Annotated in this window: 18 protein-coding genes; 11 read left to right on the top strand and 7 right to left on the bottom strand. The window is 70.2% G+C overall.

Features of this window, described 5'->3' with window-relative positions; translation table 11 throughout:
• Window positions 1–365 precede the first annotated feature (365 nt).
• Window positions 366–1142: a helix-turn-helix domain-containing protein gene (locus VN520_RS24540; RefSeq protein WP_325749104.1), complete on the bottom strand. Its 777-nt coding sequence runs from the start codon at window positions 1140–1142 to the stop codon at window positions 366–368.
• 82 nt (window positions 1143–1224) lie between these two features.
• On the opposite strand from VN520_RS24540, the gene VN520_RS24545 reads away from it, so the two are divergent.
• Complete coding sequence (locus VN520_RS24545) at window positions 1225–3006, top strand: 3-hydroxybutyryl-CoA dehydrogenase (protein WP_325749105.1); 1782 nt, start codon at window positions 1225–1227, stop codon at window positions 3004–3006.
• 91 nt (window positions 3007–3097) lie between these two features.
• Complete coding sequence (locus tag VN520_RS24550) at window positions 3098–3913, top strand: TetR family transcriptional regulator (RefSeq protein WP_325749106.1); 816 nt, start codon at window positions 3098–3100, stop codon at window positions 3911–3913.
• Between the two features lie 18 nt (window positions 3914–3931).
• On the opposite strand, the gene VN520_RS24555 is transcribed toward VN520_RS24550, so the two are convergent.
• Complete coding sequence (locus VN520_RS24555) at window positions 3932–4720, bottom strand: restriction endonuclease (RefSeq protein WP_325749107.1); 789 nt, start codon at window positions 4718–4720, stop codon at window positions 3932–3934.
• Window positions 4721–4845: 125 nt separating this feature from the next.
• Between VN520_RS24555 and VN520_RS24560 the strand changes: the two genes are divergently transcribed.
• The 9 genes from VN520_RS24560 (at window position 4846) to VN520_RS24600 (ending at window position 16147) form a co-directional block, all read left to right on the top strand.
• Window positions 4846–5637: a GNAT family N-acetyltransferase gene (locus VN520_RS24560; RefSeq protein WP_325749108.1), complete on the top strand. Its 792-nt coding sequence runs from the start codon at window positions 4846–4848 to the stop codon at window positions 5635–5637.
• Window positions 5638–6001: 364 nt separating this feature from the next.
• Window positions 6002–7363, top strand: coding sequence for a crotonyl-CoA carboxylase/reductase (gene ccrA / locus VN520_RS24565; RefSeq protein WP_325749109.1), 1362 nt, complete (start codon window positions 6002–6004; stop codon window positions 7361–7363).
• Between the two features lie 8 nt (window positions 7364–7371).
• On the top strand, window positions 7372–9393 hold the full coding sequence (locus VN520_RS24570) for a protein meaA (RefSeq protein WP_325749110.1): 2022 nt from the start codon (window positions 7372–7374) through the stop codon (window positions 9391–9393).
• Window positions 9390–10451 carry a CoA ester lyase gene (locus VN520_RS24575; protein WP_325749111.1) on the top strand — a complete coding sequence of 354 codons (1062 nt, stop codon included), beginning with the start codon at window positions 9390–9392 and terminating at the stop codon, window positions 10449–10451. Before VN520_RS24570 ends, VN520_RS24575 begins: the two co-directional genes overlap by 4 nt.
• Window positions 10452–10453: 2 nt before the next feature.
• Window positions 10454–10981, top strand: coding sequence for a MaoC family dehydratase (locus tag VN520_RS24580; RefSeq protein WP_325749112.1), 528 nt, complete (start codon window positions 10454–10456; stop codon window positions 10979–10981).
• A gap of 2 nt (window positions 10982–10983) precedes the next feature.
• Window positions 10984–12189: an acyl-CoA dehydrogenase family protein gene (locus VN520_RS24585; RefSeq protein WP_325749113.1), complete on the top strand. Its 1206-nt coding sequence runs from the start codon at window positions 10984–10986 to the stop codon at window positions 12187–12189.
• 182 nt (window positions 12190–12371) lie between these two features.
• Complete coding sequence (locus tag VN520_RS24590; protein ID WP_325749114.1) at window positions 12372–13019, top strand: phosphatidylserine decarboxylase; 648 nt, start codon at window positions 12372–12374, stop codon at window positions 13017–13019.
• 22 nt (window positions 13020–13041) lie between these two features.
• Complete coding sequence (pssA, locus tag VN520_RS24595) at window positions 13042–13860, top strand: CDP-diacylglycerol--serine O-phosphatidyltransferase (protein ID WP_325749121.1); 819 nt, start codon at window positions 13042–13044, stop codon at window positions 13858–13860.
• A gap of 148 nt (window positions 13861–14008) precedes the next feature.
• Window positions 14009–16147 (top strand): SpoIIE family protein phosphatase, encoded by a 2139-nt coding sequence (locus tag VN520_RS24600; RefSeq protein ID WP_325749115.1) that lies wholly within the window; start codon window positions 14009–14011, stop codon window positions 16145–16147.
• Window positions 16148–16409: 262 nt separating this feature from the next.
• On the opposite strand, the gene VN520_RS24605 is transcribed toward VN520_RS24600, so the two are convergent.
• The 5 genes from VN520_RS24605 to VN520_RS24625 are packed head-to-tail and all read right to left on the bottom strand — an operon-like array spanning window position 16410 to window position 21231.
• Entirely contained in the window at window positions 16410–17663 is a 1254-nt protein-coding gene (locus VN520_RS24605) for an ABC transporter substrate-binding protein (protein WP_325749116.1), read from the bottom strand.
• Complete coding sequence (locus tag VN520_RS24610) at window positions 17660–18781, bottom strand: branched-chain amino acid ABC transporter permease (RefSeq protein ID WP_325749117.1); 1122 nt, start codon at window positions 18779–18781, stop codon at window positions 17660–17662. Before VN520_RS24610 ends, VN520_RS24605 begins: the two co-directional genes overlap by 4 nt.
• Complete coding sequence (locus tag VN520_RS24615; RefSeq protein WP_325749118.1) at window positions 18774–19664, bottom strand: branched-chain amino acid ABC transporter permease; 891 nt, start codon at window positions 19662–19664, stop codon at window positions 18774–18776. The genes VN520_RS24610 and VN520_RS24615 overlap by 8 nt, the downstream gene beginning before the upstream one ends.
• Window positions 19661–20446 carry an ABC transporter ATP-binding protein gene (locus VN520_RS24620; protein ID WP_325749119.1) on the bottom strand — a complete coding sequence of 262 codons (786 nt, stop codon included), beginning with the start codon at window positions 20444–20446 and terminating at the stop codon, window positions 19661–19663. The genes VN520_RS24615 and VN520_RS24620 overlap by 4 nt, the downstream gene beginning before the upstream one ends.
• On the bottom strand, window positions 20434–21231 hold the full coding sequence (locus tag VN520_RS24625) for an ABC transporter ATP-binding protein (protein WP_325749120.1): 798 nt from the start codon (window positions 21229–21231) through the stop codon (window positions 20434–20436). The genes VN520_RS24620 and VN520_RS24625 overlap by 13 nt, the downstream gene beginning before the upstream one ends.
• Between the last annotated feature and the right edge of the window lie 318 nt (window positions 21232–21549).

Genomic DNA, 21549 nt, shown 5'->3' on the forward strand with positions numbered 1-21549 from the left:
CGGAAGACAGCCGGTGACAGCAATCGAGGTGGCGGAGAAGACCACTCGGCCCGCCGCCGCATCAGGAGCGGCGATGCCTGGCTGAAATGGGATGCACGAAGTGTGGACACTGCGCCCTGACGATGCGCTTTCCCCCCGACGGAACTGCTGTCCCGGCCGCCCAGTTGATGTACGCAAAAACGGAGCAGTCAGTATCCGGTCCAGCGCGGCGTCATCCTAGAAAGACATGTGCGCAGGTGAACAGAGGGCGATGCTCCTGCAGAACAAGTTGACGGAAAGTACCCCCGTCTGCGGCCGGGCGGTGGGCGCCCTCATCCTCCGGGTCGTCCCGTCCTTTCCAGGAAAATCCTGTGTGCAAGATGTGTTCAAGCAGTGAGAGTGGGGCCTGAGGTGCGTATCTGGCTGGCTGGAACTCGCCGGTGAGCTTCTGCGGTGATCCGATCGCTCCGCGGCAGCCCCGCACGGAAGAGGTGGCCCACGGGCGTCCGGTCAGCCAGCACGTGGCGGTGATGCCCGGTGCGCGTTCGACGTCGGCAAAGGCGCCGTCCGCGATCGGGGCAGCGGTCCGCTCCGGTCCGCGCGCATCCACGCACCCACGCCTCGGAACGGGCGGCGAGGGCCAGACCGCAGACCTTCCGCACACACCCGAGCGTGTGCGCCAGCCCGGACGCCTGCGGATCGGCCGGAGGGAAACGGACCTTGGAAGCCCGCTCCACGTGCCTCGTGGTCGCGTGCACCAACCAGCACGAACAAACACAGTGGCTACATCTGCGGGCCAGAGGGCCGTGCCCCCCTGGCGGCGAACTGCGGTTCCTTCTCCCACTGCTCCGCAGCATCCGTTTCCTCCCTGCCATGAACTGCCGGGCATCCACGAGGGGCATGTGGCACCGAGCTCGTCGACGCATGTGCAAAGCGGTCTGCCGAGTGTGTGCCAGCACACAGTCGACCAGGGCTGGCGCGCTCGTTACCCCCCGGTTAATCTCAAGTGAGCGGGACACACACCCGCCAACTCCGGTGGCCTGGTGACGCAGCCACCCGGAGTGCTTGTCGGTTCGGCAGTTCGACGGACGCGGCTCGGGACAGAGCCCGTCACCCTCCCCCGTGCGCCGTGCGCTCCGGGGGCGTGCACCACGACTCGCCATTCACGCACCCCGAGCGCCGGCCGGTCCCGGCCACGCGCGCCGTCGTGCTCCTCCCAGTCGTCACTCACCCTGGAGTCCCGTGATGGACACCCCGCTCACCACCATTGCCGTCGTCGGCCTCGGCACCATGGGCACCGGCATCGCCGAGGTCCTGGCCCGTGCGGGCCGTGAGGTCATCGGCATCGACGTCAGCGAAGCCGCCGCCCGCCAGGCCGTCGCCTCCCTGGAGGCCTCCACCGCACGTTCCGTGGCCCGTGACCGGATCACGGAGCAGGAGCGGCACGACATCCTCGCCCGCTTCCGCACGTTCTCCGATCTGCAGGCCGCCGCGGACGCCGAGCTGGTCATCGAGGTCGTGCCGGAGACGTACGAGATCAAGCAGCAGGTCTTCCGGGAGCTCGACGCGGTGGTCTCCCCCACCGCGATCCTCGCGACGGGCACGAACGCCCTGTCCGTGACACGGCTGGCCGCCGAGTCGCAGCGCCCCGAGCGTGTCCTCGGTCTGCACTTCTTCAATCCGGCGCCCGTGATGAAGCTCATCGAGGTCGTCTCCTCGGTGCTCACCGCCCCGCCCGCCGTGGAGAGCGTCACCCGGCTCGCCCGCGAGCTGGGCAAGGAGCCCGTCGCGGTCGGCGACCGGCCCGGTTTCGTCGCGGACGGCCTGCTGTTCGGCTATCTCAACCAGGCCGCGGCGATGTACGAGGCGAACTACGCCTCCCGCGAGGACATCGACGCCGCGATGAAGCTGGGCTGCGGGCTGCCGATGGGCCCCCTGGCGCTGCTCGACCTGATCGGCATCGACACGGCCCGGACGGTCCTGGAGGCCATGTACTCCGCGTCCCACGACCGGCTGCACGCCCCGGCCCCGGTGCTCGGGCAGCTCAGCGAGGCCGGCCTGACCGGCCGCAAGGCGGGCCGCGGCTTCTACACGTACGACGCCCCGGGCGGCCAGAGCGTGGTGCCGGACGCCCTGACGCCGACGGGGAGCGCGGGCACGGTCACCGGGCGCGAGGTGTCCTCGGTGGGGGTGGCGGGGTCGGGGACGATGGCCTCGGGCATCGCGGAGGTCTTCGCGAAGGCCGGGTACACGGTGGTCCTCGCCGCGCGCAGCCAGGAGAAGGCGGACACGGCCAAGGCCAGGATCGCCAAGTCCCTGGACCGCTCCGTCTCCAAGGGAAGGATGACTCAGGAGGTGCGGGACGGGACGCTCGCCCGGATCACGCCGGCGGGCTCGCTGGACTCCTTCGCCGACGTCGGTCTCGCGGTCGAGGCGGTCGCCGAGGACCTGGAGATCAAGCGGCAGCTCTTCCGGACGCTGGACAAGGTCTGCAAGCCGGGGGCGGTGCTCGCGACGACCACCTCGTCGCTGCCTGTCGTGGCGGTCGCCCGGGCGACCTCGCGTCCCGAGGACGTCGTCGGGATGCACTTCTTCAACCCCGCGCCCGCGATGAAGCTCGTCGAGGTGGTCCGCACCGTGCTCACCGCCGACGATGTGCACGCCACGGTCCGTGAGGTCTGCGTGAAGGTGCGCAAGCACCCGGTCGACTGCGGCGACCGGGCCGGCTTCATCGTGAACGCGCTGCTGTTCCCCTACCTCAACAACGCGATCAAGATGGTCGAGGAGCACTACGCGACGCTCGACGACATCGACGCGGCGATGAAGCTGGGCGGCGGCTACCCCATGGGGCCCTTCGAGCTCCTGGACGTCGTCGGGCTGGACGTCTCCCTCGCCATCGAGAGGGTGCTGCACGGCGAGTTCCGCGACCCGGGTCTCGCCCCGGCGCCGCTGCTGGAGCATCTGGTGGCCGCGGGCTGCCTCGGCCGCAAGACGGGGCGCGGCTTCCGCGAATATGCCCGCCGCTGAGCGCGGGGCCGGGTGGGGCGGGTTGCTGGGACCCTCGGGCGACCCGCCCCCGCAGGCGCGCTCCCCTGCAACGATGGGTTACGTTCACCTCATGTCCCAACCCGTCAGGTCCTCCCGTTCCTCCGCCGCGACGGACGCCCCTGAGAGTGCCGCAAGCACCCGGGCCGCCGCCCAGCGCCTCAAGATGCGCCGCGAACTGGCCGCCGCGGCAATGGAGCTGTTCGCCACGAAGGGGTACGAGGCGACCACGGTCGACGAGATCGCGGGGGCCGCCGGCGTCGCCCGGCGCACGTTCTTCCGCCACTTCCGCTCCAAGGAGGAGGCCATCTTCCCGGACCACGACGACACCCTCGTCAGGGCCGAGGCCGTCCTCAATGCCGCCCCCGCGCACGAGCACCCGCTCGACACCGTGTGCCGCGGCATCAAGGAGGTCATGAAGATGTACGCGGCGAAGCCGGCGGTCTCCGTCGCGCGCTACAAGCTGACCCGTGAGGTGCCGACGCTCCGCGAGGCGGAGATCGCGTCGGTGGCCCGCTACGAGCGTCTGTTCACGCGCTATCTGCTGGGCCATTTCGATGAGCGCGACCACCATGTGGGCAATGACGACCCCCTGCTCGCCGAGGTCGCCGCGTCCGCCGTGGTGACCGCGCACAACCATGTGCTGCGGCGCTGGCTGCGCGCGGACGGCCAGGGCGACGTCGAGTCTCAGCTCGACCATGCCTTCGGGATCGTGCGGGAGACCTTCGGCACGGGCATCGGGGCCGGGCGGGCCGTGGGGGGCGAGTCCGGGAGGGCCCCCGCCGCCTCGGTGTCCAGGCAGGGGGAGGTGCTGGTCGCCGTGGCCCGTACGGACGCACCGCTCGACGAGGTCATGCGCACGATCCAGCAGGCGCTGAAGGAGCACTGACCCCGGCCCCGGCGGGGATCAGTGCTCGGCGGGCTGCACGGCTGCTCCCGCGTGCCAGGGCGGTGCCGCGGCGCCCTCGCTCCACGCGTCGAGCTCATCGAGCCCGACACAGACGATGTCGCACTGTCCGGCGTACTCGAGAGCCGGTTCGGTGAATTCCCCGGTGGTGACGACGACGGCCACCTCGGCCTCGTGCACCGCGTAGCAGGTGCCGCCGAAGCGCTGGAGGTCCTGCGAGCCGACCTTGTTGTCGCTCGTGTACCTCTTGCACTGCACCACCAGACGGCGGCCGTCCGGCGTGGTGGCGATCACGTCCGCGCCCAGGTCGCCGGCGCCTCCGACCACTTCGACGTCCAGGCAGCCGTCCCGTCGGCAGAGACCGGCCACGGCCTCCTCGAAGGCGTAGGGGTCCATGGCCGTGTAGTCGACCCGTCGCTCCGGCTCGGGGGCTGTGACGGCGCCGGCTGTCCGCGGCTCCCCCGGGGCGGGGACGGCGTCCGTCGCCTGCGGCTCCTCCAGGGCGGCGTCCACCACCTCGTACGCGGTCTCGACGGCTGCCGCCGCCGCCCTGGCCGCCGCCCTGCGGCTGCGGCGCATGCGCAGGAGAGCCACGACGCCGGCCACCAGCAGGACGGAGAAAACCGCAGCGGCCACCGGATGCTGTCCGGCCGCCTCCAGGGCCGTGCGCAACGCCAGTCCGGCGCCGCAGACCAGGAGAGCGAGGAAGACGAAGCCGAACGCCGTCCTCCGGACGTCGAACTCGGCCCTGCGGCCCTCCCGGACGCTTCGGCGCACCTGTATGCCCATCGCGTTCCCACCCCTGCCCGTTGCGCCGACATCAAGATCACTTCCGTATGCCCCATGGCCGGCGCTTGACGCACCGCTACGGAAATCCGATGGCCGGGCCGGGGCCCGCGTGCTCGGATGCGCGGATGGAACCTGACGAGATGCTGGCCCTCTTCGACCACGAGATGCGCGAACACGCCCGCCCCGACGGCCCCGGGACACACGTCGAGCGGGTGGGGGACGTCGTACGGCGGACCGGGGGCCCCGACGACTGGAACGGCGTCGTGTGGTCGGCCCCGGACCTCTCCCCCGGCCGCGCGGAGGCGGAGATCGCCGCCCAGATCGAGCACTACACCGCCCGGGGGGCCGACGAGTTCGAGTGGAAGCTGTACGCACACGACGGCCCGGGGAATCTGGGCCGCCTCCTGGCCGCGGCCGGGTTCGAGCCGGAGCCGCCCGAGACCCTGCTGGTGGCACCGGTCGCGGACCAGTCCGTGCCGGTCGTGCTCCCCGAGGGTGTCCGGTTGCGGGACGTCACCGACGCGGAGGGGGTGGACCTGATGGTGCGGGCCCATGAGCTGGCCTTCGGCACCGATGGTTCGCGGCTGCGGCATCGGACCCTGGCCCGCCTCACCGAAGCCCCGGGCACATTCGTCGCGGTGGTCGCCATGGCGGGCGGCGAGCCGGTGAGCTCGGCCCGTATGGAGATGTACCCCGGCACCGGCTTCGCCGGGCTGTGGGGAGGAGGCACCGCGGCACCCTGGCGGGGCAGGGGCATCTACCGGGCGCTGATCGCCCACCGGTCCCGTACGGCCGCCGGACACGGCTACCGCTTCCTCCAGGTCGACGCGACGGATCGGTCCGCCCCGGTTCTGCGGCGGCTCGGCTTCACGACCCTGAGCACGACGACGCCGTACGTGCACCGCATCACGCTGTAGCGCGGACAAACAGGGATCAACGCAACATGCCACGCATGATGGTGCTCATGCGTGCCGACGAGATGACAAGTGAGAGAAATTGTTGGCACTGGGTGCCTTGTCACCTGTCACGCAGTGCCATACGTTGAAGGGGTCCGGGCGGCCGGCGTACAGAGATCTCCCGTACGCCGGCTGTCCCCGCAGACCACGTGTCCGCGCGCCCGGGCGCCTGCGTCACAGGCAAACCCTTCTGCTCCACCGAGCAGGCCACAAGCACCGCCCGCCGAACCGACGGCACACCTCCACACCGCACCGCTCCCCTGACCACAGGGGTCCTCCGAGCGTTCCCCCGACGCCGGAGACCCGATCTGCCGGAGGCATCACCGTGAAGGAAATCCTGGACGCGATCCAGTCGCAGACCGATTCGAAGAGCGGCTCCGCCGCGGCCACGGCCGCGGACTTCGCGGCGCTGCCCCTCCCCGAGTCGTACCGCGCGGTGACCGTGCACAAGGACGAGGCCGAGATGTTCGCCGGCGTCGCCAGCCGCGACAAGGACCCCCGCAAGTCCCTCCACGTCGAGGACGTGCCGGTGCCCGAACTCGGTCCGGGCGAGGCCCTGGTGGCGGTCATGGCCAGCTCGGTCAACTACAACTCCGTGTGGACGTCGATCTTCGAGCCCGTCTCGACCTTCGGCTTCCTGGAGCGGTACGGCAAGCTCAGCGACCTCAGCAAGCGCCACGACCTCCCGTACCACGTCATCGGCTCCGACCTCGCGGGCGTCGTGCTGCGCACCGGACCCGGCGTCAACGCCTGGAACCCGGGTGACGAGGTCGTCGCACACTGCCTGTCCGTCGAGCTCGAATCGAGCGACGGCCACAACGACACGATGCTCGACCCCGAGCAGCGCATCTGGGGCTTCGAGACCAACTTCGGCGGACTGGCGGAGATCGCACTGGTCAAGTCGAACCAGCTGATGCCGAAGCCGAAGCACCTCAGCTGGGAGGAAGCCGCCGCCCCGGGCCTGGTCAACTCCACCGCCTACCGCCAGCTCGTCTCACGCAACGGCGCCGGCATGAAGCAGGGCGACAACGTGCTGATCTGGGGCGCGAGCGGCGGACTGGGCTCCTACGCCACACAGTTCGCGCTGGCCGGCGGTGCCAACCCGATCTGTGTCGTCTCCAGTGACCAGAAGGCGGACATCTGCCGGAGCATGGGCGCGAGCGCGATCATCGACCGCAACGCCGAGGACTTCCGGTTCTGGAAGGACGAGCACCACCAGGACCCGCGCGAGTGGAAGCGGTTCGGCAAGCGCATCCGTGAGCTGACCGGCGGTGAGGACGTGGACATCGTCTTCGAGCACCCGGGCCGTGAGACCTTCGGCGCGAGCGTCTACGTCACCCGCAAGGGCGGCACGATCGTCACCTGCGCCTCGACCTCGGGCTACAACCACGAGTACGACAACCGCTACCTGTGGATGTCCCTCAAGCGGATCATCGGCTCGCACTTCGCCAACTACCGCGAGGCGTGGGAGGCGAACCGTCTGATCGCCAAGGGCAAGATCCACCCGACGCTCTCCAAGGTCTACTCCCTGGAGGACACCGGCCAGGCCGCGTACGACGTGCACCGCAACCTCCACCAGGGCAAGGTCGGCGTCCTCGCACTGGCCCCGCGTGAGGGCATGGGAGTGCGCGACCCGGAGCTGCGCGAGCAGCACATCGATGCCATCAACCGCTTCCGCGACGTCTGAGGCCGACGATGACCGATCGCCGGAAGGACCGGCCGTGGCTCATGCGGACGTACGCCGGGCATTCGACCGCCGAGGCGTCCAACGAGCTCTACCGGCGCAACCTCGCCAAGGGCCAGACGGGCCTCTCGGTCGCCTTCGACCTGCCCACGCAGACCGGCTACGACCCCGACCACGTCCTCGCCCGCGGAGAGGTGGGCAGGGTCGGGGTGCCCGTCTCGCACCTCGGTGACATGCGGCGGCTGTTCCAGGACATCCCCCTGGAACAGATGAACACCTCGATGACGATCAACGCCACCGCGATGTGGATGCTGGCGCTCTACCAGGTGGTCGCGGAGGAGCAGGGCCTGGACGGCGACGCCCTCGGCAGGCTCCAGGGCACGACGCAGAACGACATCGTCAAGGAGTACCTGTCACGGGGGACACACGTCTTCCCGCCGGGCCCGTCGCTGCGGCTGACGACCGACATGATCACGTACACCGTCGACCGCATCCCGAAGTGGAACCCGATCAACATCTGCAGCTACCACCTGCAGGAGGCGGGAGCCACTCCCGTCCAGGAGATCGCGTACGCCATGTCGACGGCCATAGCGGTACTCGACGCCGTGCGCGACTCCGGCCAGGTGCCCGAGGAGAGGTTCGGCGATGTCGTCGCCCGCATCTCCTTCTTCGTGAACGCGGGAGTCCGCTTCATCGAGGAGATGTGCAAGATGCGCGCCTTCGGCCGCATCTGGGACCAGATCACGCGCGAGCGGTACGGCATCGCGGACCCGAAGCAGCGCCGTTTCCGCTACGGCGTACAGGTCAACTCCCTGGGGCTGACCGAGGCACAGCCGGAGAACAACGTCCAGCGCATCGTGCTGGAGATGCTGGCCGTCACCCTCTCCAAGGACGCGCGCGCCCGCGCCGTGCAGTTGCCCGCCTGGAACGAGGCGCTGGGGCTGCCGCGCCCCTGGGACCAGCAGTGGTCGCTCCGTATCCAGCAGGTGCTGGCGCACGAGAGCGATCTGCTGGAGTACGAGGACATCTTCGCCGGTTCGCACGTCGTCGAGGCCAAGGTCGACGAGCTGGTCACCGAGTCGCTGGCGGAGATCGACCGCATCCAGCAGATGGGCGGCGCGATGGCCGCCGTGGAGTCGGGCTACCTCAAGTCGGAGCTCGTCTCCTCGCACGCCGCACGGCGGGCCCGGATCGAGAGCGGCGAGGAGAAGATCGTCGGCGTCAACATCCACGGGACGACCGAGCCCAGCCCGCTGACCGCCGACCTCGATGCCGCGATCATGACGGTGGACCCCGAGAACGAGGCGCGGGTCGTCGCCGCTCTGCACGCGTGGCGCGACAACCGCGACGAGGCGCGGGCGACGGAGTCACTGACAGCCCTGAAGAAGGCCGCGGCGGGCACCGCGAACCTGATGGAGGCGACCGTCGAGTGCGCGCGGGCGGGCGTGACCACGGGTGAGTGGGCCTGGGCCCTGCGCGACGTGTTCGGTGAGTTCCGGGCGCCGACAGGCGTCTCCTCCGCGCCCGTGGCCGTCGCCGCGGAGGCCGGGACGCCCCTGGCACTGGTCCGCGAGAAGGTGGCGCGCACCGCCGGCGACCTGGGCGTCGGACGCCTGCGCCTGCTGGTCGGCAAACCCGGTCTCGACGGCCACTCCAACGGCGCCGAGCAGATCGCCGTACGCGCGAGGGACGCCGGCTTCGAGGTGGTCTACCAGGGGATCAGGCTGACGCCCGAGCAGATCACCGACGCCGCGCTGGCCGAGGACGTGCACTGCGTCGGCCTGTCCATCCTGTCCGGCTCGCACGCCGAGCTGGTGCCGGACGTGCTGAACCGGCTGCGCGAGGCCGGGGCGCCGGACATCCCGGTGATCGCGGGCGGCATCATCCCACCGGCCGACGCGAACGCCCTCGTCGCGGCCGGCGTCGCCGCCGTCTTCACGCCGAAGGACTTCGGCATCACGGAGATCATCGGCCGTATCGTCGATGAGATCCGGAAAGCGAACAAGCTCGACCCTCTGGAGGTCTCCGCATGACCACGCCCAGCCCGTCGCCCGCCACCACCCCGGTTCCGGGCGGCTCCGCCGCGCACCACCCGGCCCCCGTGAACCGCCCTCAGGCGGCGTCCCTGCAGGACGGCGCCTCCCGCCTGCGCCCGCGCCGTTCCTGTCTGGCTGTCCCCGGCTCCAACCCGCGCTTCCTGGAGAAGGCCCAGGGCCTCCCCGCCGACCAGGTCTTCCTCGACCTGGAGGACGCCTGCGCGCCGCTCGCCAAGGAGGGCGCCCGCCACCACATCGTCGACGCGCTGAACAACGGCGACTGGTCGGGCAAGACCCGGGTCGTGCGGGTGAACGACTGGACGACGCACTGGACGTACCGCGACGTCATCACGGTCGTCGAGGGCGCGGGCCCGAACCTCGACTGCATCATGCTGCCGAAGGTCCAGGACGCCCAGCAGGTCGTCGCCCTGGACCTGCTGCTGACCCAGATCGAGAAGACCATGGGCTTCGAGGTGGGCCGGATCGGCATCGAGGCACAGATCGAGAACGCCAAGGGCCTGGTGAACATCGACGACATCGCCGCCGCCTCGCCGCGCCTGGAGACCCTGATCTTCGGCCCGGCCGACTTCATGGCCTCGATCAACATGAAGACCCTGGTCGTCGGTCAGCAGCCGCCCGGCTACCCGGCGGACGCGTACCACTACATCCTGATGCGCATCCTCATGGCGGCCCGCACGCACGACCTCCAGGCCATCGACGGCCCGTTCCTCCAGATCCGCGACGTGGACGCGTACCGCGAGGTCGCGGGCCGTGCCGCCGCGCTGGGCTTCGACGGCAAGTGGGTGCTGCACCCCGGCCAGGTCGACGCGGCGAACGAGGTGTTCTCGCCCTCGCAGGAGGACTACGACCACGCCGAGCTCATCCTCGACGCGTACGACTGGTGCACCTCGGAGGAGGGCGGCAAGAAGGGTTCGGCGATGCTCGGCGACGAGATGATCGACGAGGCCAGCCGCAAGATGGCCCTGGTCATCGCGGGCAAGGGCCGCGCGGCCGGCATGCAGCGCACCTCCAAGTTCGAAGCCCCGGAGGCCTGATCATGCAGTTCGGACGCACCTATGAGGAGTTCGAGGTCGGTGCTGTCTACAAGCACTGGCCCGGAAAGACGGTCACGGAATACGACGACCACCTCTTCTGCCTGCTGACCATGAATCATCACCCACTGCACATGGACAGCAACTACGCCGAGAGCACGACCGATTTCGGAAAGAACGTCGTCGTCGGCAACTACATCTATTCACTGCTGCTCGGCATGTCGGTGCCGGACGTCTCCGGAAAGGCGATCGCCAATCTGGAGGTGGAGTCACTGAAGCACGTGGCGCCGACCTTCCACGGCGACACGATCTACGGCGAGACGACCGTGCTCGACAAGACGCCGTCGAGGTCGAAGAACGACCGCGGCATCGTTCACGTGGAGACGAGGGGCTACAAGCAGGACGGCACGCTGGTCTGCGTGTTCCGCCGCAAGGTGATGGTCCCCACCGAGACGTACATCAAGGAGCGCGGCGGAGAGCAGCCCGGCCGCCCGGAGCTGAACCAGCCGTCGAGCAAGAACGGGGAGAAGTAGCCATGAGCCGACTCGCGCAGACCGCCGGCCTGACCGATATCCAGCGGGAAATCCTCTCGACGGTCCGGGATTTCGTCGACAAGGAGATCATTCCCGTCGCGACCCAGCTGGAGCACCGCGACGAGTACCCGACGGACATCGTCGAAGGACTCAAGGAACTCGGCCTGTTCGGGCTGATGATTCCCGAGGAGTACGGCGGTCTGGGCGAGTCGCTCCTCACCTACGCGCTGTGCGTCGAGGAGATCGCCCGGGGCTGGATGAGCGTGTCCGGCATCATCAACACGCACTTCATCGTGGCCTACATGCTCAAGCAGCACGGCACCCAGGAGCAGAAGGACACGTTCCTGCCGAGAATGGCCCTGGGCGAGGTGCGGGGCGCCTTCTCCATGTCCGAGCCGGCCCTGGGCTCCGATGTCTCCGCGATCAGCTCCAAGGGCGTGAAGGACGGTGACGAGTACGTCCTGAACGGCCAGAAGATGTGGCTGACGAACGGCGGCTCGTCCACCCTGGTGGCCGTGCTGTGCCGGAGTGACGAAGGACACCCCGAGGGAACGGCGCCCCACAAGTCGATGACCACCTTCCTCGTGGAGAAGGAGGCCGGCTTCGGCGAGGTCCGCCCCGGTCTCACGATCCCGGGGAAGATCGACAAGATGGGCTACAAGGGCGTCGACACGACCGAGCTCATCATGGACGGACTACGCATTCCGGCCAATCGCGTGCTGGGCGGCACCACCGGCCGAGGTTTTTACCAAATGATGGACGGCGTCGAGGTCGGACGGGTGAATGTCGCCGCGCGTGGCTGCGGCGTCGCACAGCGTGCGTTCGAGCTGGGCGTGTCGTACGCCCAGCAGCGCCAGACCTTCGGAAAGCCGATCGCCCAGCACCAGGCGATCCAGTTCAAATTGGCCGAAATGGCCACCAAGGTCGAAGCCGCCCATGCGATGATGGTGAACGCAGCGCGCAAGAAGGACTCCGGGGAGCGGAACGACCTGGAGGCAGGGATGGCGAAGTACCTCGCCTCCGAGTACTGCAAGGAAGTCGTCGAGGACGCCTTCCGCATCCACGGCGGCTACGGCTTCTCCAAGGAGTACGAGATCGAGCGCCTCTACCGCGAGGCCCCGATGCTGCTGATCGGTGAAGGTACCGCCGAGATCCAGAAAATGATCATCGGTCGCCGGCTGCTCGAAGAGTACCGGTTCCAGGGCTGAAATGTCCCTTTCTAGGTGATTTGGTGGCGAAGAACATCACACCCGGTCAACCTCGTCCGGAGCCTTTCAGCTGTCCGACTCGGCTGCTGGCTTGCCCAGTTGCCGCTCGCACCCGATAGCATCGCCGGAAAGCCGCCGTCCCCCCGTTGCCAGCGCGGCATCATCCGCTACGAAGGTCATCCATGCCCGACAGTCAGAACTCTGCACCACGCGGCGGGGTCCGCCTTGCGCGCGGAGCTTCGCCGTGGCTCCTCCCGACCGTCGCCACCGCGGCACTCAGCATCGCCCGGGCCCGCCGGTCCGGACGCTGGGCCGCTGTGGCCGTGCCCACCACCGCGCTCGCGGCGGGCATGCTGTGGTTCTTCCGCGACCCCGAGCGCGAGATCACCCAGGGCCGCGTCATCTCGCCGGCCGACGGCGTGGTGCAGAGCATCATGCCGTGGAAGGACGGGCGCACCCGCGTCGCGATCTTCATGAGCCCGCTGAATGTGCACGTCAACCGGGCCCCCCTGTCCGGTACCGTGACCTCGGTCGAGCACATCCCGGGCGGGTTCGTCCCGGCGTTCAACAAGGAGAGCGAGAACAACGAACGCGTTGTCTGGCACTTCGACACCGAGCTCGGCGACATCGAGATGGTGCAGATCGCGGGAGCGGTCGCCCGTCGCATCGTCCCCTACATCCCGCAGGGTACGAAGGTGGAGCAGGGCGAACGCATCGGTCTGATCCGCTTCGGCTCGCGCGTGGACATCTACCTTCCGGAAGGTGTCGAAGTCGCGGTCGAGGTCGGCCAGGCCACGACCGCGGGGGTGACTCGCATTGACCGTGATTGATCCCGATACTCAGGCGAGCTGGGTGCCGGAGGCCGAGGAGCAGGACGACGCCGAGGACATGCCGCTCTCCATGCGGCTGTCGATAGCGGACACGCTCACCCTCGGTAACGCCACGTGCGGTTTCATGGCGGTGTACTTCACCACCACGGGCATCCTCATCCCCCACCTGACCGGCAGCGACGAGTCGGGCATGGCCAGGCACTCCGCGGCGACCGCGGTGATCCTCATGCTCATGGCCGCCGTGTTCGACCTGTTCGACGGGCTCGTGGCACGCAAGCTGCGCTCCTCCCCGATGGGTGCGGAGCTGGACAACCTCTCCGACCTGATCAGCTTCGGCCTCGCACCGGCCTACTTCGTGCTGGTGTACGGAATGGTCGCGGACGACGCGCACCAGCGGGTGTCGGCGCTCGCGGCGATCGTGGTGCTGCTGGCGGTGGTGCTCAGGCTTGCGCGGTTCTCGTGCGTGACCTTGAAGGACGGCATGTTCCAGGGCATGCCGAGCCCCTTCGGAGCGCTCACGGTCGTCTCGATCGTGCTTCTGGAGCTGCCCTTCGTGCCGACGCTGCTCGCGATCGTCGGAGTGGCGTGGCTGATGGTCAGCCGGGTCGAGTACCCGAAGCCGCGGGGTGTCCTCGCGGTGGCGATGCTGAGCTGGATCGTGGCCGCGATGGGGCTCCTCGCCGCCTGGGCGTTCGACGCCCCCGGCGGCCAGCTGCTCCTGCAGACCGGCTGCGCGCTGCAGGTCGTCCTGGGGGCGGTGATCCCGCTCTTCGCCACGGCGCGGCGGGTGAACACCTTCCGTGACAACCGGCGCGAGGCGCGGGCGGCACAGCTCCCGTAACGGCGGCACACGACTCCACGAGGGCCCGGATGCTCGACGGCATCCGGGCCCTCGCGCGTGCGGCGGACCGGTCCGGCGCACCGCGCACCGGTGGGGCCGGGGCCGTCAGCGGGTGCGCGGCCGCTTGTCACAGGGGACGCTGGAAGGTGTGCAGGACCATGCCGCCGCTGTCGCCGCCACAGGTTCGGGCACGGAGCTGCTGGACAGCGCCGTGGCCCGCGTCGTACGCGAGAGCGGCGCTTCCGTGGCGATGCTGTACCTCCTGCCGAGGAACGACACCACGCTGCACCTGGCCGTGCTCGCCGGTGTGCCCGGCCAGCTGGCCTCCCCGTGGGCCCGGGTCCCGCTGTCCGCGCCGATGCCGGTGGCGGACGCCGTACGTCTGCGGTGCCTGATCTGGCTCGGCAGTCAGGAGGAGCTGGCGCGCCGCTACCCGCGCGCCGCGCTCGTGCTGCCGTACCAGTTCGCGCTGGCCGCCGCTCCCGTCCGTACCGGCGCCGCCGAGCGAGGCGGACTGGTGCTGCTGTGGCCAGGATCACATCCGCCGCAGGCGACGCCCGACGAGCGGGAGGCCGTCGTCAGGGGCTGTCACGGCATCGGCCTGCTCCTGGAGCAGGCCGAGAGCAGCGGCTACCCGGTCCTGGCGGGGAACCAGCCGCGGGTGCTGCCTCAGCCCGAGCCGCCCGAGCCGGACCGGGACGAGGCCGTGGCGGCCGCGGAGTTCATCGAGAGGCTGCCCGGCGGAAGCTGCGCGCTGGCGCTCGACGGGACCGTCACCTACCTCAACGACGCCGCCGCGGCGCTGCTGGGGAGCGAAGCCGGCGACGTGTGCGGCACCCTGCCCTGGATATCGCTTCCCTGGCTGGACGACCCCGCCGTGGAGGACCACTACCGGGCCGCCGTCATCAGCCGCCAGCAGACCTCCTTCACCGTGCTGCGGCCGCCGGGGCAGTGGCTGTCCTTCCACCTGTTCCCGACCGACACCGGCATCAGCGTGCGGATCCTGCCCACCTCGGAACCCGGCCCCACACCGGTCCCGGCACCGGCTCTGCCCCCTTCCTCGGGCGTGCCGAGCCGGGCCACCGCCCTGTACCACCTGATGCATCTGGCGGCGACGCTCACCGAGGCCGTCGGCACCCAGGACGTGATCGAGCTGGCCGGCGACCAGGTGATGCCCGCCTTCCGGATCCAGACCCTCGTGGTGATGACATCGGTGGAGGGGCGGCTGCGGGTGGAGGGCCGGCGGGGCAGCCACCCCGCGCTCATGGACCGCTTCGACGGTGCCCCGCTGGCCTCACCCACGCCCGCCGCGCACGTGCTGACGACAGGCATACCGGACTTCTACCCCACCTTCGCCGAGCTGGAGCAGGCCTATCCCTCGGCCGGCCTCCGCAACGCCGTGGCCGCCTGCGCCTTCCTGCCGCTGACCGTCTCCGGGCGTCCGATCGGCTCCCTGGTCCTCGCCTACGACCGGCCGCACCCCTTCGAGCCCGAGGAACGCGCCCTGCTGACCTCGATCGCGGGACTGCTCGCCCAGGCGCTGGACCGCGCCCGCCTCTACGACACCAAGGACCGGCTCGCGCACAGTCTGCAGGCCCACCTCCTGCCCCAGAGGCTGCCCCGGATCGCCGGGCTGGACGTGGCGGCCCGCTACCTCCCGTCGACCCGGGGCATGGGCATCGGCGGGGATTTCTACGACCTGATCCGGCTCGACGACACCACGGCCGCCGCGGCCATCGGCGACGTACAGGGCCACAACGAGAACGCCGCCGCACTCATGGGACAGGTCCGTACCGCTGTGCACGCCTCCGCGGGCGCGCCGCCCGACGAGGTCCTGACCCGCACCAACCGTCTGCTCACCGACCTCGACCCCGGCCTGTTCACCAGCTGCCTCTACGTGCACCTCGACCTGGCCGGGCACAGCGCCTGCCTGGCCACCGCGGGCCATCCCGCGCCGCTCGTGCGGCAGCCCGACGGACAGACCGAGGTCCTCGACCTGCCGCCCGGCCTCCTGCTCGGCATCGACCCCGCGGCCCGCTACCCGACCACGCGGATCCGGCTGCTTCCCGGCGCGGCGCTCGCCCTGTACACCGACGGGCTCGTGGAGGCGCCGGGCGTGGACTTCGATGACGCCACCGCCGAACTGGCCGCTCACTTCGCCCTGGCCCTGGAGCAGGACATGGAGGCCGTCGCCGACACACTCGTGCGCTACGCGAAGCGGTACACGCCCGGCAAGGACGACATCGCATTGCTGCTCATCAACGCACTGCTCCGGCCGGAGGACTGACGGCCGCACCGGCGAGCGGGGTGGTGGAGAGTCCTGGGGTGCCGAGGCGGTGGGGTGTCATCGGCACCCCAGGACGTCAGGGGGTGAGGCGAGCACATGGATGGGAGCGCTCCCATTGCTTGATTCATATGAAGCCAGCACGCCCGATCAGCTGTCAATGGACATGACAATGTTCACTTCTTGAAGACCCCTGTTCGCCGGCCCCGGCCGGCATGATGGCGGGCCCGGCCTCCGTGGCCGGGCCCGCCACCGTGCGGGGAGATCAGGGCTCGGGCGTGAAGGACTCGGCCGCCGGGGCCACCTCGGCCGGGCGGACCACCTTCAGACCGCCGGGGATCCCGGCGTCCGGCTTCATGACGACGGTCTGCCGGGTGGAGGGCGCCGACGGGTCGGTGAAGTCGTGCGAGATCCCGAAGTCACCGCCGAAGTCCTTGATGGTGAGCAGGGCCTTGCCGACACCCTCACGCGTGAGGTCCTTCGACTCGCAGGCCTTCTTCAGAGCCTCGCCGAAGACGGTCGCCGCGTTGTATCCGGCGATGACGCCGTTGTCGAGGCCGTCCTTCGGGTACTTGGCCGCGTACGCCTTGGAGAGCTTCGCCGGGCCCGCCGCCGCGTCACCGATGGGCAGGGTCGAGGAGCCGATGTAGTAGTCCTTCTGCAGGGCCGCGCCCGCCTGGGTCGCCAGGAGCTGCGGGGCGTACGCCGAGTTGTTGCCGACGACCGGGACGGTGAAGCCGGTGGCCGCGGCGACACCGACCAGGGAGGCCGCCTGGCGCGGGCCCGCGCTGACGATGACCGCCTTCACACCGGCCTGCTTGAGCGCGGAGACCTGGGCCGTCATGTCGTTGTCGGTCGGCTTGATCTTCTGCTCGACGACGGTGAGGCCCGCCTCCTTCGCCGCGTGCTTCGAGCCGGCCAGGGCGTTCTCGCCGTAGTCGCCCTCGAAGTAGACGTGACCGATCTTGTCGCCCTTGGCGATGCGCTTCTCGTCGAGCAGGAAGTCGACCAGGTTGATCGTCTCGACGTCGTAGGTGGCGCCGATGACCCGGACGTACTTCGATCCGACCAGGTTCGCCGACCAGGCCTGGGGCAGGACGATGCCCTTGTCCTGGCCGTCGATGCGCGACTCGACGGCGGAGACGAACGGGGAGCCGATGAACTGGGTGAAGCCCAGCACGTCCGGTTCGAGCTCGGTGTAGGCGCCGATCGCCTTCTGCGGGTCGTATCCGTGGTCACGGACGGTCAGTTCGATCTGCCGGTCGCAGATGCCGCCGGCCTTGTTGGTCTCCTCCACCCAGAGCTGCTGGGCCTGGGTGACGCTCTTGCCCAGGGAGGCGTACACCCCGGTCATGTCGGTCAGGGCACCGAGGGTGATCTTCGAGCCGGTGACCCCCTCCCCGGCCTTCACCCCGTTCTTGTCCGCGGCGCCGTCACCGGACGACTTCGCCTTCTCGCTGCATCCCGCGAGGGTGAGGCTGAGAGCCGCGACGACGGCTCCGACAACACGTAGCTTCATTTCTTCTTCTCCCCTGGATTCTTCAGACGCGCAATGCCGCCGGGCAGGAACAGGACGACCGCGACGACCGCGGCGCCGTACAGATAGCGGGACGCCTCGCCCGGTGCGATTCCGCCCGTACCGGGGGCGGACACCAGGGGGAGGGAGTCGCTGTAGTGGGTGAGCACCTGCGGGAGCAGCGACACGAAGGCGGCGCCGATGACGGCTCCCGCGACGCTGCCCAGCCCGCCGATGACGATCATGGCGAGGTATTCGAGGGACAGGATCATGCCGAAGTACTCGGGCACGGTCCGCTGGAAGACCAGCGCGAGCAGGACGCCCGCGAGGCCCGCGTACATCGAGGACAGGACGAAGACACCGGCCCTGTACCTGGCCACCGGCACCCCCATCACACCGGCGGCGATCCGGTGGTCACGGATGGCGTTGAGCGCCCGGCCCGGCCTGCCCCGCAGCACCCCGCGGGCGAAGAGCCCGCTGGCCAGCAGAGCTGCCAGCCCCAGGTACCAGAGCTTCTCGGACGACTGGAAGGGCACTGCGGCCACGACCACCTCGGCGTCGTCGAAGGTGAACCCGAAGAGGGACAGGGGCGGTACCGGGCGGCCGTTGAAGCCGCCGGTGAGCGAGCCGGCGTTGAACAGGACGTGCTGGCCGATGAAGATCAGCGCGAGGGTGGCGATCCCGAGGTAGGCGCCGCTCAGCCGTCCCGCGATGGGACTGAAGAGTCCGCCCGCGGCACCCGCCAGGAGCACGGCCAGGACGGCCGCGAGCCAGGTGGGCAGGCCGAGACCGGTGAGGGCGTGCCCGTTCTCCGTGCTGCTCCCGCCACCCAGGACGCAGTAGCCGTACGCGCCCACGGCGAGGAAGAAGGCGTGCCCCATGGAGAGCTGGCCGGTGGAGCCGGTGAGCAGGTTGAGCCCGATCGCCCCGATCGCGGCGGCCATCGCGAAGAGTCCGGCCTGGAGCCAGAAACGGTCCAGGTAGAACGGGAAGAGGAGGAGCAGGACCGAGCCGGCGAGCCAGAGGTACGGGGCGGGGCGGCGCAGCCGGCCGGTGAGCGACGGTCCGGCGAAGGCCCCGGCAGGGGCCGGCGCGGCGGTGTCCTTGGTGGTTTCAGACACGGGACAGCTCCTTCGTACCGAAGAGTCCCGCCGGCCGGATGAGCAGGACGGCCACCATCACCAGGTAGGGCGCGAGGTCGCCGATGCCGCGTCCGAGGAAGGAGAGGTCGCCCTGGTAGCCCGTGGCGAGTGACTCGGTGACGCCGACGACGAGCCCTCCGACGAGTGCCCCGGTCGTCGAGTCGAGACCGCCGAGGATCGCGGCGGGGAACGCCTTGAGCGCGGCGAGCGAGGTGGCCCGTTCCAGGCCGGGGGTCGGGAACACGGTGAGGAAGAGCGCGGCGACGGCGGCGAGTGCTCCGGCGACCGCCCAGGCGGAGAGGGAGACCCGGCCGAGCCGGATGCCCATGAGCGCGGCGGTCTGCGGATTCTCGGCCGCGGCCCGCATGGAGACGCCCCACGAGGTGAAGCGGAAGGCGAGCAGGAACACCGTGATGAGCAGTCCCGCGACGAGGAAGGCGGCGATGCGGGTCTCGGCCAGGGTGACGCCCCCGACGGTGACGACGTCGTCGCCCCACGGGTCCCCCAGCGACATGACGTCCGTGCCCATGCGCCGGACGAGTTCGGTGGTGAGGAGGATGTCGACGCCGATGGTGACGATGGCCAGGACGCTCTGGTCGCTCCCCCGGTAGCGGCGCATCACGAGGAACTCGACGGCCGAGCCGACGACCGCCGCGCCCGCGATCCCGACGCCGAGCGCCGGCCAGAAGCCGATGTCGTCGTGGAGCACGGCGGTGACGTAGCCGCCCGCCAGGAGCAGCGAGGCGTGGGCGAAGTTGACGACCTCGGTCGCTTTGAAGATGACGACGAAGCCCAGGGCGATCAGCGCGTAGACCGAGCCGATCGACAGGCCGCCGAGGAGTAGTTCGATGAAGGTGGTCATTCCTGTGCCCCCAGGTAGGCCTGCACGACGGCCGGGTCGTTCTGCACCTCGGCGGGCGTGCCACCCGCGATCCTGCGTCCGAAGTCGAGTACGGTCACGGCGTCCGCGAGCCGCATCACCACCCCCATGTCGTGTTCGACCATGACGATCGAGATGCCGAGGCTGTCGCGCACGCCGGCGACGACGGCCGCGGTGCGGCGGCGTTCGTCGGCGGTCATGCCCGCGATGGGTTCGTCCAGCAGCAGGACCTCGGGCTCCATGCACAGGGCGCGGCCGAGCTCGACGAGCTTCTGCTTCCCGTACGGGAGGGCGGCGGCCGGAAAGCCGAGTTCCTTGTCCAGGCCGATGAAAGCGGCGATCTCACGCACCCGTTCGAGGTGCCGGCGGGCCTCCCGGGTCGCGGAGGGCAGCCTCAGTCCGGAGGCCACGAACCCGGCGCGGGTGAGCCGGTGCCGGCCGAGCATGAGGCTTTCCGCGACGGTGGCGTGCGGGGGCAGGGCCAGGTTCTGGAAGGTGCGGGCCACGCCGAGGCCGGCGATCCGGTGCGGGGCGAGGCCGGTGAGTTCGGTGTCGCCCAGGTGCACGCTGCCCGAGGTGGCGCGGTAGACGCCGGAGAGCACGTTGAAGGTGGTGGACTTGCCCGCGCCGTTGGGGCCGATGACGGCGTGCACGCTGCCCGGCTCGACGGTGAAGGACACCGCGTCGAGGGCGGTGAGCCCGGCGAAGCGTACGGTCACGTCGCGCACGGTGAGGGGGGCCGGGGCGGTCGTCACGCGGACCACCTGCTCAGACCGCGGGGGGTGTCCTGCGCCCGGGCCGCGTCCTCGGCGGCCGTCTCGTCGACGACTCCGAGATAGCGGCGGCGTACCTCGTCGGACGCGGCGAGTTCATCGGCCGGCCCGTCGAGGGCGACCTCGCCGACGTCCAGGACGTACGCCGTGGAGGCGAGCCGCAGCGCGATGGCCGCGTTCTGCTCGACGAGCATGACGGAGGTGCCGCCCGCGTTGATCTCCTGGACCGTCTCGGCGATCTTCGCCGCCATGAGCGGGGCGAGGCCGAGGGACGGCTCGTCCAGCAGCAGCAGGCGGGGCGCGGCCATCAGGGCGCGGCCCATCGCCAGCATCTGCTGCTCGCCGCCGGAGAGCAGGCCGGCCCGCTGGTGCGCGCGATCGGCGAGCACCGGGAACAGTTCGTGTACGCGGTGGAGGGCGGCGGCAGCCGCTCTGCGTCCGCCGCGTGCCCCGAGAGCGCCCGCCCGCAGATTGTCCGCCACCGTCATCCGGGCGAACACCTGCCGCCCTTCCGGCACCTGGATCACTCCCGCCGCCACCACCTGGGCGGGGCGGAGTCCGTCCAGGGGGCGGCCGTCGAAGCGGATGGTGCCCGTGCCCGTCCCGCGGTGGAAGCCGAGGGTCCGCGATACGGCCCGCAGCAGCGTGGTCTTGCCGGCGCCGTTGCCACCGAGTACAGCGGTGATCGCGCCGGCCGGCACGTCGACGGAGACGTCGCGCAGTGCCCGTACCGGGCCGTAGCCCACGGACAGTTCGCGGATCTCGAGCGTTGCCATGCGTCCTCCTCCTTCCGACTGGTCGTCGTGGTGCCACAGACCAGCAGCGGGCCCGGCGCGCGTCCACGGTCCCGGGCGCAATCGCTGCGGGTGACCAGTCTTCGAACGGCGCGGTTGTGCGGGTGCACAGAGGGAGGTGATGCGCCGTGGACCCCGGCGCGGCCGGTGGCATCGTCACCAGCCATGAGCGGCTCGGCTGCGGGACGGAGCGAAGAGATGCGGCGGCGCAGTGACGAGCGGGGCGGGGCGCTGCTCGATGCCCTGCTGGAGGGCCGGGTGGCCCCGGGCCTCGCGGCGCGCGCGGCGAGCGGTCTGGAC

Origin of the sequence: Streptomyces sp., assembly GCF_035563135.1 — a bacterium.
Taxonomy (GTDB): domain Bacteria; phylum Actinomycetota; class Actinomycetes; order Streptomycetales; family Streptomycetaceae; genus Streptomyces.

What these genes read in the sequence shown, in the direction of transcription:
- VN520_RS24540 (WP_325749104.1), bottom strand. Translation starts at nt 1,142, where the DNA reads ATGGCGAGTCGTGGTGCACGCCCCCGGAGCGCACGGCGCACGGGGGAG.
- VN520_RS24545 (WP_325749105.1), top strand. Translation starts at nt 1,225, where the DNA reads ATGGACACCCCGCTCACCACCATTGCCGTCGTCGGCCTCGGCACCATG.
- VN520_RS24550 (WP_325749106.1), top strand. Translation starts at nt 3,098, where the DNA reads ATGTCCCAACCCGTCAGGTCCTCCCGTTCCTCCGCCGCGACGGACGCC.
- VN520_RS24555 (WP_325749107.1), bottom strand. Translation starts at nt 4,720, where the DNA reads ATGGGCATACAGGTGCGCCGAAGCGTCCGGGAGGGCCGCAGGGCCGAG.
- VN520_RS24560 (WP_325749108.1), top strand. Translation starts at nt 4,846, where the DNA reads ATGGAACCTGACGAGATGCTGGCCCTCTTCGACCACGAGATGCGCGAA.
- VN520_RS24570 (WP_325749110.1), top strand. Translation starts at nt 7,372, where the DNA reads ATGACCGATCGCCGGAAGGACCGGCCGTGGCTCATGCGGACGTACGCC.
- VN520_RS24575 (WP_325749111.1), top strand. Translation starts at nt 9,390, where the DNA reads ATGACCACGCCCAGCCCGTCGCCCGCCACCACCCCGGTTCCGGGCGGC.
- VN520_RS24580 (WP_325749112.1), top strand. Translation starts at nt 10,454, where the DNA reads ATGCAGTTCGGACGCACCTATGAGGAGTTCGAGGTCGGTGCTGTCTAC.
- VN520_RS24585 (WP_325749113.1), top strand. Translation starts at nt 10,984, where the DNA reads ATGAGCCGACTCGCGCAGACCGCCGGCCTGACCGATATCCAGCGGGAA.
- VN520_RS24590 (WP_325749114.1), top strand. Translation starts at nt 12,372, where the DNA reads ATGCCCGACAGTCAGAACTCTGCACCACGCGGCGGGGTCCGCCTTGCG.
- VN520_RS24605 (WP_325749116.1), bottom strand. Translation starts at nt 17,663, where the DNA reads ATGAAGCTACGTGTTGTCGGAGCCGTCGTCGCGGCTCTCAGCCTCACC.
- VN520_RS24615 (WP_325749118.1), bottom strand. Translation starts at nt 19,664, where the DNA reads ATGACCACCTTCATCGAACTACTCCTCGGCGGCCTGTCGATCGGCTCG.
- VN520_RS24625 (WP_325749120.1), bottom strand. Translation starts at nt 21,231, where the DNA reads ATGGCAACGCTCGAGATCCGCGAACTGTCCGTGGGCTACGGCCCGGTA.